The following is a 14,975-nucleotide window of genomic DNA, read 5'->3' as shown; positions in this document are numbered from 1 at the left end:
ACAACTTTAGAATTTATTCGTAAAATCGTGATTTGCAGTAGCTCCCACATTAAGAAATCAATCTATAAAGTTCAGATTTTAGCTCATGGATTTCTTACACCGAACTCGCTTTTTTAACGCGAGCAGAACCAGCAGAACGCTCGACAAATCGCGTTCTATTGAAACTAAAAATAATTATTGTATAACGTTTTTTGCATACAATTGATTGACCAGAGCTGAGAGCAACTCCGGTTCTTATGGCAAGTCGGATTCACCCTAGTTTTTTTAGTCAAACTCACTTTTTTTAAAAGTGTTCAATCACTACTTTGATTGATTCCGAACTTTTAGCGATCGCAAACGCCTGGCTCAGATTTTCAGGTGAATAAAAATGGGTTATCATATTCTCTTCAAGTGCTTCTGAAACCTTTTTGTTTTCTTGTAATAGTTTGATTGCAAGTTGAAAGTCTCCGCATCGGGACGAACGAATCGACTTTCCAGAATTCAAAAATTCTAATATATAATTTTTTTTCGATTTTCCATGAAAAAGAATAGCACCTCTCGGGCGTACCAAAGAATTTTCGTGATTTCGGTTTGGACGAATCAAAAGATCTATCTCTTCGGCGGTACCTGCAATTCCCAAATCGAAACGAGGAATTCGTCCTTGAAAGTCTTGGGTCGATAGTATTTTTTCAGCGTCTTCAATTCCACCGTAATATACTTTGAAATGAGAAGGTAAAGTCACCTTTCCAACATTAGGTGCTATATATACAGTCCAGTTGGAGCGATTTTCTATTTCCCAATGAAAGTTCAAATTTTCATCGACGAATTTTAAAAGACTAAGTTCATCCACTACCAACTCAGTTAATTTTTTAATCCCAAAAACTTCTTGCCCGTTTGTGGTTTTAAGATGTAATTCCCGGTTTGAAAGTCGGATCGCAGCTTCAAAGCCACTTGTCGTTCCAGTAGTATCATAAACGATCGCATAACGTTCCTTAAGAGTTTCTATTTTTTCTTTTTTTAGATCAATCGCTTGATCCGCTCCTAATTTAAGAGAAAGTTTTAAGAGATGATCCTGTCTAGAAAGTGCCGAAATTTTAAATCGAATTCCCGAAGAATTTCGAAAAGCATCTAACGCCGCTACTACAAGACTTCCTAATCTTCTTGGTCCTAAAACAGCAACCTCATCTCCGTTTTTAGGTGGAGAAGATAGTACCGCTTGTAAAGAAGCTGCAAATGGTTCTATTAGAACCGCAACCTTATCAGAAAGTGTATGATACGGAATCGCTGCATTTTGTGGCGCTAAAATATAAGGTCCAAATCCTCCCGGAAGTCTATCGATTCCGAGCACCTTTCTTGTCGGGCTATGAGATGGAATTCCTTCCTCACAAAATTTATCGAAAGGTTTTTCTCCTCTCGCTTCGAATGTATCATTGATCTCTACCACGTATTTTTGTTTAAGCCCATGGATTGGCTCCATATCTTCTGCGACAACTTCATGCCCAATCACTTGAGGAAGTGGAAAAGGAAGAAAACTTCTGGAAAGATCTGTGGAACAAACTCCGCAAAGTTTAGTTCTTAATAGTTTATATCCGGGACCGAGACGCAAATACTCTTTTCCATTTCTATATATTTCCCAACCTTTTTCTAGACTTCCCTTGAATAGATAATTCGCTTTTTCAAATGTTTCATCCGAACGATAGTCCATCGCCGAAAATTCGATTTTCATTTCCTACTTCCTTTTTCTTCCATTCTACATTCCCAAGAAGGATCCATAATCTTTAGTCAATCATTGACTAAATGGGTAGTTTCTACATTTTCAATATTTTTCTGTAAAATTCCGGATTGCAGTAGTTCCCACATGTAGCTTTTTACGAAATAACAAGTTTTTTATAAAATCCAAAGATAACTATTTTAAAATCAAATATCTGTATAAAATTTCATTCTGAGTTTGTCACAAGACCTAAAATGTGGGAACTCATACAATTTAAAATAACAGTAAAGCCGTTATCAAAAGGTATAGACCGGCCAGATAGGTAACAAACGTAGACGAATCATAAATGCGACTTAATCTGTGGGAACTACTGCAAATCTATATTTTAACGTAAGTTCGGCAAAAGCGATTGAAACTCAGCGCTCACTCCATCATAATCTTACCCACAGTTGAAGAGGATTTTAGAATCAGAAGAATCAAAAACGCGCATTCTTCAAGTGTTCCGACAAGAACAAGAATTAGTCTTTTTACTTGCAAAAAGTATGTTTTTCTGATAGAGAAAGAGTCTCTCAAACCTTTCCACCACACCATCCAAAATTAGGGAAAACTCATGCAACACTCTCTCAAACTCAGCACCCTCGCTTCTATTGGTGCTCGACAAATCACGTTAAACTCAGCAGAACTCTCCATGGATCACGCTCTAAATTAAAACTAAAGATGATATATTGCATTACGTTTCTTTCATACAATTTATTGACTGTAGTTAGAAAGCAAGATCCGGCGGCAGATTCGCCCCTGTTTTTTACACCAAATTCATATGATCGAAATATAAACTATTGCACTAGACCATTTATTATGTAGTTCTGAGTAATATCTATAAAACCGGTACCGTAAATTTTTATTATAAGGCCATATTTGAGTGTAAGACATTGAGACCCTATTTTATAGGGACACCAAAGAGGTTTCTTGGAAAAAGATAATTACTTTTTATAATTTGAATATTCAATTTATATGATAAATAAAACTCTATAAATTCATTCGACGAAACATCCAAAAACACAAGCCTAAAAATAAACTCGGGGTAACCCAAACTCCTACAAAAGGAGGTATTACCCCGTTTTCGCCTAGTGATTTTCCAGCCGAGTTAAATATATAATAGATGAGTACAACTCCGATCGTTATTCCTAAAGAAGCAACTCCCGCAGTTTTTTTTGTAAAATATCCCGCAATCGTTCCGATCAAAGTAACTATGATCGTCATCATAGGTAATGCAAAAACGGAATGTTTTTCTGTAAGAACGTCTCCGTAGGCAAGACCTTTTTGAATTCTTCTTTTTTCTTCTTCTTTTAACTGAAAGAGATTCATCTCTTCCACGGAACCTGCAGGAACCTTAAAGTAGCCGGGTTCTTCCGGAAGTTCGTATTCTTTTTCTTCGTAAGTTTCCTGAGAACTGAGTTTTAAATCGTTATCGAAATGCCACTCTTCTACCTTTTTCATTTTCCAGAGTTTAGTTTCGTAATTATATTTTGCTTTTAAGGAAGAGATTACCGTTTCTGGAGATCCATCCGGTCGAAGTCTTACGTAATTGAATCCACCATTGATCTCGTCTTTATCCGGATCATAAAAATATAAATAATAAAAACCTTCTTTTCCTTTTACATGAAATTGATACACACTATTAGCAAGAGTTCCCATTCCCTCGGTTAGTATGTCATGTTCTATCTTTGCTAATTTATTGACTGGCCTTACGATAAGCTCTGTCGCGAGCAACATTATAATCCACATTAAAATTCCAAATAGGATCAGAGGAGTTACAATTCTAAAAAAAGATACCCCTGCGGCCATCATAGATACGAGTTCTTTATTTACGGAAAACTGCCCGACCGTAAAACAAATCGAAAACATCAAAGACATTGAAACTACTGTTGTAGATATGATCTTCGGAATACTATAAACTAAAAAAAGTGCTACGTGGTATCGAGGCGCCTTGGTTGCGGTAAAATTTCTTAGGTTATCATTTACAAGGGAAAGTAGCATAATCCCTGTTAGCAAAATCACAGTTCCGATAAAGATTTTAAAAAATTCTCCAAATAAGTACTTATCTAAAATTCTTAATGGAAAAAATTCTTTCTTCCATTTTTGAAAAAAGGATTGAAGTGAATGAAATTGAAAAGAACTTGCCGACATAAAATTTGTTAGAAATTTAAAGTTTGTTCCAAAATTTACTGGACCCTTTTTTTAGTATACTCTCTTGATCTCGGAAGTGAAAACTGAATACCATTCTACGAGTGCTTTAAAATAATAAAGCACTTTACCGATCGCCAAAATTATCTTCCCAAACGTCTGTAAAAGATCACTTCTAGATTTTTTGAAGATGGCAATTTCTTTTCAGAGTGATTTGACATTTGATTACTACTGATCTCTATCAAATTAAGTACCATAAATTTTCATCGTAACACTTGCTTGATTGAACTTAGAATTTTACTGATTCTTATAAAATTGAACTTGAGTTTGGCGTAAGAAAATTCGGGCGAATCCGGCGTTCGCCGGACCGCGCTTTCAGCTCCGATCAACAAATTGAGAGTTCGCTTGAAAACAAAAACTTTTCATAAATTCAATTTGTTGATCACGCCTCAATCGCTTTCGCATTGAATTACACCGAACTCACTTTGAATTCAGTGACAAGTTTTTAAAAGTTTATCTTTCTCTTCTAAAAATTGAAGATAAAACTAGAATAGAGTTGTTGAAAAATTAATTCTTGATCTGTTTGTATTGGATTGAAATGGACAATTGAAGCAGTTTTGTTAATCGGCACTATGGAATTTTTCAACAACTCTATTCTAGTTTTGAAAATTGAGAAACTATCACAACAATTACAATTTTTGTGAGCCCTATTCTAAATATTCTAACCACCACTTTATCTCTGAAATCCAAACTTACACTTCTACTAAATTGTAGGAACTCGCACAGCACTTTCGAATTTTAGATTGACTCTCTCGTTTCTTTACACGATTCTTCCGAAGGAAAGGAGTCTCTCATGAAATTTCGTTCTATTTTCATTCTTGCGCTTGCCGTTTTTTTTACATCCGGCGCGTTACTCGCGGAAAAATCTACTGAGGAACATATTAAATCGCTTTCTTCCGGTTCCGATTCCGAAAAATACGAGTCTGCAGTTGCTCTTGGAAAGAACAAAGAAAAATCCGCAATCCCGGAACTGATCCAGCTTTTAAATCGCAACAACGAACCTAAAATCGCAACTGCCGCAGCGATCTCTTTGGGTAAAATAGCGGAACCGGGAGACTCTACAATCGCTTTGAAAAACAAAATTATTTCTTCCGAAAACGGAGATATAGTTTACGCTTCTTTGGCTTCTCTTTTAAACATCACCACAAAAAATGAAAAGATAGAAGATTCTACAAAAGAAGCCTTTGAATATGCAGATAAAAATCGTAGAAGTGATGAATTTGTAGCAGATCTTTTAGATCTAATCAAAAAGAAACTCAAACTCTAACTTTTTATTCATTCCGTTCAGAAAATTGAGAACGGAAATTCCTAAACAAATTTTACAAAAAACTTTTAAAGACGTTATGCTTTCCTTTTGGAAAGCATCGTCCTGTTTAATCAAATTTACGGTTTATCCTTTAATTGTCGTTAGACGTCGATTTGATTTTTGTAGTCATTTTCCAATTTCCCGCCCTTTCTCCCAATCCGTTTAACGCGGTTTCCAATTGAACCGCCCTGCAAAATAGGATTAATCGATTTCTATAAGACTAATTAACGTGAGTTCGGCCTAAGAAATTTGTGTTATAAAAACCTGATTTTTCCATAAAAAATAAATGTGGGAACTTAAATTACAAAAAATGAATGTTTAAAAATTTGTAATGTGACTTAATTTGTGGGAACTCTCACAAATTTATATTTTAGCGAGAGTTTGGTCATGATTCACTTTTCTTAAAAAAGTCGGAATCCGAACCTTTTAGATCGATTCCTAAAATGTGGGAACTACTGCAAATCACGATTTCACGAATAAATCCTAAAATTGTAGGAACTCATACTTTTAGAAAATTCTTTCTTATTTTCTTACGTCGAACTCACGTTAATTCAATGAACTCTGATTCCAATGCGAAAGGGATCGATGCGAGGTAAATAAATTGAAACTTAAGACGGTTATTATATAACGTTTTTTTGCATGCAATTTATTTACCAAAGCGGAGAGCCCGGTCCGGCTGCCGGCGGCGGCCGGATTCGCCAAAATTTTCTTACGTCAAATATATTCATTACAAAACCCTATTTAAGTAAAATATATTAGGTATTTTTTATATTGCTTTTAGTCGATTCCATTCGATCCGAATTTCTTCTAAAGTCAGCTCTCTTCTACCTAAATCTTCGGAAACCTTTTTTAAAATCGGCTGTAATCTACCAGCTTCTTCTAAAGTAATATTTTCTCCCGCATCTTTTAAAATGCAATAAATCGCGCTTTTACCGGATTGATTTGTAAATTCGATTTTATCTCCTTCCGGTCTTCCAATCAATGCGGCGTCAAACGCGCGATAGGCGCCTTTTTTCAAATGACGCGTTTTTGCTACCCCATCTTGATGAATTCCGGATCGATGAGAAATTACGTCTTCTCCAATCAAAGGTGCTTTTTCATAAATCGGAATCTCCGATAGATAAGAAACTAAACGAGATGTTTCATAAATCGCCCCAAAATTTAAAGGAACTTTCACTCCGCAGTTATGAAGAGCAATGGCTACTTCGTATGTATTCGTATTTCCCGCCCTTTCTCCCAATCCGTTTAACGCGGTTTCCAATTGAACCGCACCTGCAAAATAAGATTCTACAGTTGTCGCAGTTGCCATTCCAAGATCATTGTGTGTATGAATCGAAATTCTTGTATTCTCTGGTAATAAATTAGCAACTGCCTTTACCATAGAAACAAAAAGCCAAGGACGATAACGTTCCACCGTGTTCGGAAGATTTACAACGTCGGCTCCGTAATCCAATGCGGTTTGAAACGCTCTCGCGGCAAAATCTAAATTCTCCATTGAATCCCCAAAATGTTCTCCCGAAAATTGAACTTCTCCTTTTGATCCTACAAGGCTTTTTGCGAAAGCTACTGATTGTGAAATTCTATCTAATACTTTTTCTGGACTTATCTTCAATACGTTTTGAATCGTAAAAGCAGATACAGGATATACGATGTGAATCCTTGGTTTTGGAGCAAACCGTATCGCCTTCCAAGAAATTTCTATTTCTTTTTCTACAGCCCTGGATAAAGAAGATATAACTACGTTCTCCGGCGCAATTGTAGAAAGATGTTTACATGCTTCAAATTCTTGTTCGTTAGAAGAAGCAAATCCAACTTCGATTCCTTGTACTCCTAGTTTTAAAAGTTGTTTAAAAATTGTTTCCTTTTGTTCCAAATTCCAAGGCCTACGAAGTGCTTGGTTTCCGTCTCTTAAAGTCACGTCCATAAAGAAAGGCGAATGTTTTGGAATTGTAGTTTGAAGGTCTGAAAAGAACTTTACGTTTCTTTGATCTTTGAAAAAAGAAAGATCACGAACTCTACGCTCGTTCTCCGATTGTGAATCTTGTTTCATTGTTTTCTCCTTTTACCAGCCGATCCAGGAGAGGGATTTTCCAAGCAGAGATGAACTCGGAAATAAAAAAGCCCACTCCAGGAGGAGCAGGCTCGTGTATTTTTTTACAACTCTACCGGCTCCCCCTAACTAAGGAGGAGTAAAAGCTCAATAGAAAGCAGTAGTAGAGTTACATTGCGAAACATATAACGTTCAGGATTAATTTGATTCTTTAAAAATACAAGTATTTTTTTAGAATCAAAACTTACTTATAAACTGATGGTTTCAATTTCAAAACCTATTCAATTTTTTGTAAGTGAAATTTTCAAAAATGTGGGAACTATCACAGATCACGGTATTACAAACAAGTTCTAAAAGTAAGAGTTCCTACATCATTTTACGGACAAACCTAAGTTCTGTAAGAGTTCCCACACTTGAATACGACAGTTATAAACTTCTATTTTTTTAAATTGTAATAGTTCCCAAATTTAAGGAATTGATCTATAAAGCTCAGATTTCAGTTTTTTCAGAACTATAGGTTTAGCCTAGTCACGGTTAATTGGACACATTTTTTACGCAGCATTTTCTTCAAATTCTGCAGGACTCACAAAGTCTAAGTATGAATGAGATCTCTGCCTATTATAATAAACTTCTATATGATCAAAAAGTAATTCTTCCGCTTCTTGAATTCTATAAAAGTAATCATATTCCATTTCTCTTTTCAGAGAACCAAAGAAGGACTCGGCGACCGCGTTGTCCCAACAATTTCCCTTTCTACTATTGCTCCTGCGAATTTTGTTGACGAGCAAATATTTTCGAGTTTCGTTCGAACAATAATTGGATCCTCGGTCAGAATGAAAAATCAAACCCTTGGGAGGATTTCTCAATTCGATCGCTTTGGAAAGAGCATTGCAGACTAATTTGGAATCATTAGCATTCGAAATCGACCAACCTACTACTTTCCGAGAATAAAGGTCTAATATTACACAAAGATAAATCCAACCTAAGGAGGATCTCAAAAAAGTAATATCTGAAACCCAGATTCGATTCTTCTTATTCGCTTTGAAATTCCGCCTGACTAAGTCTGGAGCAACCTGATTCCCATGATTAGAATTTGTCGTGGCAATCCGAAAGCGCTTCTCTTGTTTTCCACGAATTTCACAAAGTTTCATCACTTTTCGAACTGTTCTTGCTCCGTAAATTGAATACACTTTCTTCACTTACCGAAGCAACCGAACCAAACCGTAATTCTTGCGATTTGTTAACCACGTTTCCCTAATGAACTCTACAAGTTCGGGATTATATTTTTCTAATTCGTTTTTGCTTCGTTTCAGAAATTGATAGTATCCTGAACGTGATACTCCTAAGACGTTAGCCATGCTTCGAATCGGAAACTCAAATCGATGAGTTTCCATGAACATCAATCGGGATTTTGTTCTCTCGAAAGCATGGCTGCAAACTTTTTTAGGATAGCGTTCTCTTCCTTGAGTTTCTGATTTTCCTTCCGTAGTTTTTTCAGTTCTTCGATCTCTTTTAACTGCTTATCCGTTGGTGGATTTTGTTGTTCCGACTTCTTCAAGTTTTCTGTTCTCCATTGTCGTAACACAAAATAACTGATTCCCAAGGACTCGGCGACTTCTTTTATCGTAAACGATCCTGAAAGCGTTCGCTTTACTGCTGTTCTTTAAACTCCGGAGAGTATTTTCCTTTTTTATTCATTTTTCACCTTTACCTCATTTGCTGAGAAAAAGGTGTCCGTTTTTACGTAACTAGGTTAGTTTCTTACATTATCCTTAAAGTAAAATGATCGCAAAACGAGATAATTTGTAAAAGGCCAAACCTTTTCTAAAAATTTAATTTTCAATTTACCGAACAGTTTTGAATTGATTTCGTTTTATTTTTTCAAACAGTTTTAAAAACTCTGTAAAATCTATCGTAAAGAGGTTTGAATGTATTTTTATATCTTTCCAATTATAGCGACTATTTTCTTTTTTGTTTCTATTTCTTTGTTTGGTGAAAATTGGAAATTAGATTTAGAACAAACGAGTGAAATTCTAAAACATATTCAAAAAGATCATAGAGTTCATTGGAAAAACCTAGAAACTCAAATTGATTTCAATCTTCTCAAAAACAAAATCAATAAAGGATCTAAATCCGAAGTCTTAAAAACATTTAACGAAATCGAACAAACCAATCGTCTTAAAAACTTTCATCAAGTCGATTTCAATCAAGACGGCAAATTAGATTTAATTTATGATCCTGAATATCCTACTCAGGATTTTGTACTAATTTATTTAAACACTTCTAAGGGTTACAAATTGCTCTATGATCGTGGATTTTAAACGTTCTCAAAAATTTGTGACGTTTTTTATAAAAACTCCTTCTTGTTGTTGTATTCAATATGGTTCTTTAGAAATTCTTAATTTTGATTTCAACTCCAATCAACTTAAAAGTCAAATTTCCGTTTCTTATTCTGGAGTTTTACATCAGCCTACACAACTCGAATATTTCAAACGTTTTAGAGTTTCTAAAAGTTCTGCGAAATTAAGAACAGCCTTGGTGATCGACAACAAAGAAATTCCAGATCCTTGTTCAGATCAAAAAATTCAGGGTAATATTATCGATTCATACAATACAAATTTTGAAGGTTTTGCACTTTCAAACGGTTTGAACGATAAAGAAATGTCTGATTGGTATTTCGTTTTGATTCCTTCTCCTTACATAAAAAACAATGTCTATAATTTAGGTTGGTTTCAAAAACAGGATCTAGAATTTATAAACGTAAAATAAATTGAATTCGTTAGATAGAATTTTCTAAAAGTATGAACTCCCACAGTTTAAAGTTTTATCGTAAAATCTCAGTTTGTAAGAGTTTCTACATTTTGAAAATTTTACCGTGTGTTAGATTTCTGTTTATGGTAGTTCCCACAAATTGAATCGAACTTATTTAGAACTTGTCACAAAACCGTCCAATGTGGGAACTGCCATAAAAATTTAATAAGATTCAAACTGCTCGAAAGTTCACAAATTACCAAATACGATTTAATTTGTAGGAACTACTTTTTATTAAAAATTTCTAAAGAATGATCGCGTAAAATTCTTTGGGTTTTAAGACAAGTTCTTATATTAAAGTCTAAAGCAAATTTTTCTCGCCCATCCAGTTATAAATTCCAGCATTAGGAGTGCTAAACTTTCACAGAGGAGACATGGATTGTAGGAACTACCATTAGAAAATATTTTTTACTTCGTAAGCGCCTAACTTAAGTTAGGTGGTAAAAAAATATTAGAGTTGTTGAAAAATTAATTCGCTACTTAGTTTTTGTTTTCTGGAAACGGTCGATTGAAGCAGTTTTATTAAACCTCACTATGGAGTTTTTCAACAACTCTATTTATGTTCAAGGAATTTTAGGCGGGAATTTTAGGTTTAAAATTTCGCGTAATGTGTTTTCTAATTCGGTACGAAGAGCTTGTTCATTTTCGGATACATAGGCTTCAAAGATAGAGGGTAGACTATCCGGATCATTGATCGTTCGGATCGTGTTAACTGCCTCAATTCTTAAATTTAGTTTTTCTCTCGGATTTCTAGCAAGCACGAGTAACGCAGGTACTGCATTTTTATCTTTAAGCTCTCCTAAAGAATGAATGAGTTGCCACTTGACCGCATTCTCTTTTTCTTCTGATAGAATTTTTGTAAGTTCAACCGCAGTTGTATTTGCTCCTAGTTTCCCTACCGCGTAAGCCGCTTTTGTTCTCAACTCCGTTTCTTCTGCATTAGTCAACACCGCAAGAATTCCTTGCCCTCCTCCGTTGTTTCCAAGATCCAACAATAGATCAATCATTCTCGCCTTTAAAAAAGAATTGTCTTCCTTTATCAATTGGTCTGATACCGCTTTGGCTCCTTGTTTATCTTGATAGAGCAATAACGCTTCTAAAGAAATTCTTCGTATATCCGGATTAGGATCGTTAAGCCCTTTGTAAAACAAAGATAGATATTGACGGATTTTTTTATTTTTAAGAATTTCTAATGCAACCATCTTGACGTCATCGTCAGGATCGCTGGTGGCAGATTTTTGAAACTGCGAAAATTTTTCAGTCATTCCAAGTCGATTGATTGTTATGAGATATTTTTTTCTGACTCCCGAACTTTCATCATTTGCCAATTTATGAATCTGATTTTGAATCCTTTCGTCCTTAATGATCAAAGACGATTCCAAAAAATACATTCTATGTACCGGATCTTTAGATAAAGACATATCGAGTAAAATCGGTAACGCTCTATCGTCTTTCAACAAATTCATCAGTCGATAACTTAGAGTTCTTACTTGTGTCTCAGGATCACTAAACGCCGCGATCACCGAATAAATCAGTCGTTTTTCTTTTTTCTTCTCAGCCAATAACAGAATTTCTTTTTTCAAACTTACGTTAGTCGTATTTTGAAAGACCAAGTCTAAAACCCCCACCCAATTCGGCGCGAGGTTGTCCAAATCCTCTAATTCAGAAAATAGTTTTAAAATTGCAATCTGAGCCTTTTCTTCAATAGATTCATTTTGAAAAATATTAGGTAATTCTTTTACGAGATCCAATCTGTTTTTGGCTCGTATCTCTGCAATCGCAGTAGCTTGTGATTTAGAAAAATTGAATACTTTTTCTTTAAATTCGTCTTTAGGTGTTTCGGCTGCTTGGATCGAAGTTATAAAAAGGAATGAAATCAAAAACGCTAAGAAGTAATTTTTCAGAAATATCCCTCCCTGCGAGTGTTTTCTTCTAACGCAGCGGACGCTGCCCGCTTGTTCTCATAGGCTTCGGACAAAGACGGATCTAAATCAATCGAACTCTGAAACGCCCGAACCGCCCTTTTAAATTCCCCATTTTTATAAAAACAAATCCCTAAATAATTATAAGCAGTCGCTGCCGTTTTAGGTCTCACGTCGGATCTCACAATCGCAGTCAATTCATCAATAGCCTTCTCTCGATCCAAAATTGAATTAGAATCTATTAGAATTTTCGCAAGTACCAACCTACCTTCCATATCGTTCGGATCCATATGTGCAGAACGAAAAGCCTCGTCTTTAGCTCTGTTTTTTAAATCTGGATCCTTGGACTTATTGTATAACAGTGCCAATTTTTTATGTGCGTTCTTCAAATCTGCGCCATCTCTTGAAGAGTTCAATACTTTCAATAGAATTTTTTCGGCATTGGAATCGTCCTGCATTCCCATATAGGCTTCCGCCATTTTGAGATATACTTTGTAAGCGTCGTCTTTATGTTTTACTAATCCTGTATATTCTTCCACGGCTTCCCGAAAAAATTTATTTTCCAGTAGATAGTCTCCGAGAGCTTCACGGCTTTGTATGTTTTCCGGTTCTATCGCCGTTGACTTTCTCCAGTTTTCTATTGCAAGTGTTCCATTTCCAGAATGTTTATAAACAATTCCTAATGTATGATATACCTTCGCGTTTTTAGGATTAAGTTCTATCACACGATTTAAAGTCGCAACCGCTTCTCCATAACGTTCCATCTGATCTAAAACGACTCCCAAGTTAATCAGAGCGGTTTCAGTAAAACTATCTCCTGGAGTGGAAGATACGATCCTACGATAAGTTTCTTCCGCAGAAAGTAAATCTCCTTTGTTATAATATACCTCCGCAAGTTGAAAGAGCGCATCCACATTCGTTGGATTGTATTTTAGACTTTTTTGAAGTGCCGAAATGGACATTTCTTCCTGATTCAGACTGGAAAATCCTTCTGCGATCAATCTATAAATTTCGGGATCATTCGCGCCTGCGTCTCTAGCAAGTTCTAGATATTTTAGAGCCTCTTCTTTATTTCCATTTTTTTGTAAAACTATAGCGAGATTATAAAGATACTTTGCTTCGTTAGGCGAAAGGTTACTCGCTTGTCGGAAATAATATTCCGCATTTTTATAATCCTGTTTATTATAAGCAATATTTCCCAAATAAGAATGAGATAACGCAGCTAATCTTCCGGATGGAGTTTTCATTACAACTTTCTTAAATTCTTCTTCTGCTTGCGGAATTTCGCCTTTTTTAAAGTAACTGACTCCTAAGTTGTAAGTTAGATACATATCGTCCGGAGAAGTTGACAAACCCTCTTTATATGCGTCAATTGCAGCGTCCGGATCGTTCAGCTCGTTAAATAGATTTCCGGCGAGTAACGAAACCCTAGGATCGTTAGGTGCAATCTCTTTCGCTTTCAGAGCAGCCATTCGAGCGTCTGCAAATCTTCCAGCGTGTTTGTAAGATAGAGTGAGATTGTAATATGCGTAAAAATTTTTAGGATCGTATTGAATTGCTTTTTGAAGTCTTTCGATCGCTTGCGGATAACGCCCGCTCTCGTCGTGAATTACACCTAACACAGTCAATGCGATCGACTTCTCTTCCTGAGTTCCTGTAGAATCTAAAAATTCATTACAAGTATCAAATGCTTGCCTGGTAAATCTTTCTTTATAAAGATTGATACATTTTGTAAGCGCTGGGTTTGCGTTCCCGTCAGGTACATAAGGTCTTTCTAATAAACGATTTATGTCTGACTTATTTTGGATCAGATCCTTATTAAAAGCACCTGCAAGCTCGGAACCGGTGGAAGAAGTACGGAAAAATTGATGATAAACGGCGAAACCAATTCCCCCCAATACAAAAAGGCCCATCAAAATCCAGAATATGATAAGTTTATTATACGATCTGCGAATCCGAACCGGCTCTTTGTCTTCCGGGAAATAAAATTCTTCTTCCTCGATTCCCTCTAAAAACAACCTGTTTTTTTGGATTTCTTTATCCATCGGATTTGATTTCGTTTTTGAGAATTGCGTCTAAGACTCCGTTTACAAACCGAGCAGATTCTTCACTTTCAAATTCTTTTGTAAGTTCTACCGCTTCATCGATCGTAACATTCTTTGGAACTTCCCAGGTATATAACAACGCGTATATAGACAAACGTAGAATCGCTTTGTTTACGATACTGATTCTTGAAAAGTCCCAATTTTTGGAGTATTTCTTAATTAGAGTATCGATCTGTTCTTGATTTTTCACAACCCCATTTACGATAGAAATGGCAAAATCCCTTTCTTCAGGTTCCGTTTTTTTATCGTACCATTTAAACTTGAGAACCTCTTTTAAAGGAGGTTGAGTCAGTTCCAATTGGTAAAGTGCCATTACGGCGATTTCTCTGGAAGTACGTCTGGCTGACATTCAAAGAAGGGAAAGCAGGTTTACCATTTCAACGGCGGTGGCTGCGGCTTCCGCACCCTTATTTCCTGCCTTGGTTCCCGCTCTTTCAATCGCTTGTTCAATTGTATCTGTGGTCAAAACTCCAAAAATGACAGGAATGGAATATTGAACTCCAATCGATCCAATCTTTGCGGATTCTCCCGCTACTAAATCGAAATGAGCAGTTGCACCTCGGATCACCGCACCCAAACAAACGATAGAATCGTATTTTTTAGAAACGGCCGCTTTAGAAACCACCACTGGCATCTCGTAGGCACCTGGAACTCGCACCACGGTCACGTCTTCAACTCCGTGCATCCGAAACGACTCAAGTGCTCCTTTCAGTAGACTTTCCGTGATAAATTCATTAAAACGAGAAACGATTACACAGTGTTTTTGTCCCTTTCCGTTTAGATCTGCTTTGAGTTCTTGGATCATAGATTCCTGATTGATTCTATTGTTGAGAAATCACATCTTACC

Annotated in this window: 8 protein-coding genes and 3 pseudogenes; 2 read left to right on the top strand and 9 right to left on the bottom strand. The window is 36.0% G+C overall.

Going from position 1 to position 14,975, the window contains the following annotated elements; all coding sequences use genetic code 11:
- Positions 1-283: 283 nt before the first annotated feature.
- From LEP1GSC059_RS08350 to LEP1GSC059_RS23630, 3 genes and pseudogenes are all read right to left on the bottom strand, one after another.
- Positions 284-1,705 (bottom strand): MDR/zinc-dependent alcohol dehydrogenase-like family protein, encoded by a 1,422-nt coding sequence (locus LEP1GSC059_RS08350; RefSeq protein ID WP_002176966.1) that lies wholly within the window; start codon positions 1,703-1,705, stop codon positions 284-286.
- Positions 1,706-2,716: 1,011 nt separating this feature from the next.
- Positions 2,717-3,877, bottom strand: coding sequence for an LptF/LptG family permease (locus LEP1GSC059_RS08345; protein WP_017213917.1), 1,161 nt, complete (start codon positions 3,875-3,877; stop codon positions 2,717-2,719).
- Positions 3,878-3,893: 16 nt separating this feature from the next.
- Positions 3,894-4,095: pseudogene (locus LEP1GSC059_RS23630) on the bottom strand (hypothetical protein).
- 632 nt (positions 4,096-4,727) lie between these two features.
- Here LEP1GSC059_RS23630 and LEP1GSC059_RS08340 point away from each other — a divergent pair.
- The gene (locus LEP1GSC059_RS08340; RefSeq protein ID WP_002149643.1) at positions 4,728-5,201 is read left to right on the top strand and encodes a HEAT repeat domain-containing protein; all 474 of its coding nucleotides are present in this window, start codon (positions 4,728-4,730) and stop codon (positions 5,199-5,201) included.
- Between the two features lie 805 nt (positions 5,202-6,006).
- Here the strand turns inward: LEP1GSC059_RS08340 and leuA2 are convergent.
- Complete coding sequence (gene leuA2, locus LEP1GSC059_RS08335; RefSeq protein ID WP_017213916.1) at positions 6,007-7,290, bottom strand: 2-isopropylmalate synthase LeuA2; 1,284 nt, start codon at positions 7,288-7,290, stop codon at positions 6,007-6,009.
- Positions 7,291-7,841: 551 nt separating this feature from the next.
- A pseudogene (locus LEP1GSC059_RS22970) lies at positions 7,842-8,988 on the bottom strand (IS3 family transposase).
- Between the two features lie 230 nt (positions 8,989-9,218).
- Between LEP1GSC059_RS22970 and LEP1GSC059_RS24155 the strand changes: the two are divergent.
- Positions 9,219-10,059: pseudogene (locus LEP1GSC059_RS24155) on the top strand (hypothetical protein).
- 605 nt (positions 10,060-10,664) lie between these two features.
- Here the strand turns inward: LEP1GSC059_RS24155 and LEP1GSC059_RS08315 are convergent.
- From LEP1GSC059_RS08315 to ribH, 4 genes are read right to left on the bottom strand one after another with little or no spacing between them, the layout of a single operon-like run.
- A complete protein-coding gene (locus LEP1GSC059_RS08315; RefSeq protein WP_017213910.1) occupies positions 10,665-11,981 on the bottom strand; it encodes a HEAT repeat domain-containing protein in 1,317 nt (438 codons plus the stop codon).
- 20 nt (positions 11,982-12,001) lie between these two features.
- Positions 12,002-14,068, bottom strand: a complete 2,067-nt coding sequence (locus tag LEP1GSC059_RS08310) for a tetratricopeptide repeat protein (RefSeq protein WP_017213909.1) — start codon at positions 14,066-14,068, stop codon at positions 12,002-12,004.
- On the bottom strand, positions 14,061-14,477 hold the full coding sequence (gene nusB / locus LEP1GSC059_RS08305) for a transcription antitermination factor NusB (RefSeq protein ID WP_004451044.1): 417 nt from the start codon (positions 14,475-14,477) through the stop codon (positions 14,061-14,063). The genes LEP1GSC059_RS08310 and nusB overlap by 8 nt, the downstream gene beginning before the upstream one ends.
- A complete protein-coding gene (gene ribH / locus LEP1GSC059_RS08300; RefSeq protein WP_002178264.1) occupies positions 14,478-14,933 on the bottom strand; it encodes a 6,7-dimethyl-8-ribityllumazine synthase in 456 nt (151 codons plus the stop codon).
- Between the last annotated feature and the right edge of the window lie 42 nt (positions 14,934-14,975).

Origin of the sequence: Leptospira noguchii serovar Panama str. CZ214 (assembly GCF_000306255.2) — a bacterium.
In the GTDB taxonomy this organism is placed as follows: Bacteria; Spirochaetota; Leptospiria; order Leptospirales; family Leptospiraceae; genus Leptospira; species Leptospira noguchii.
Note: the sequence above shows the minus strand (reverse complement) of the source record. Positions and strands in the feature narration are given on the sequence as shown.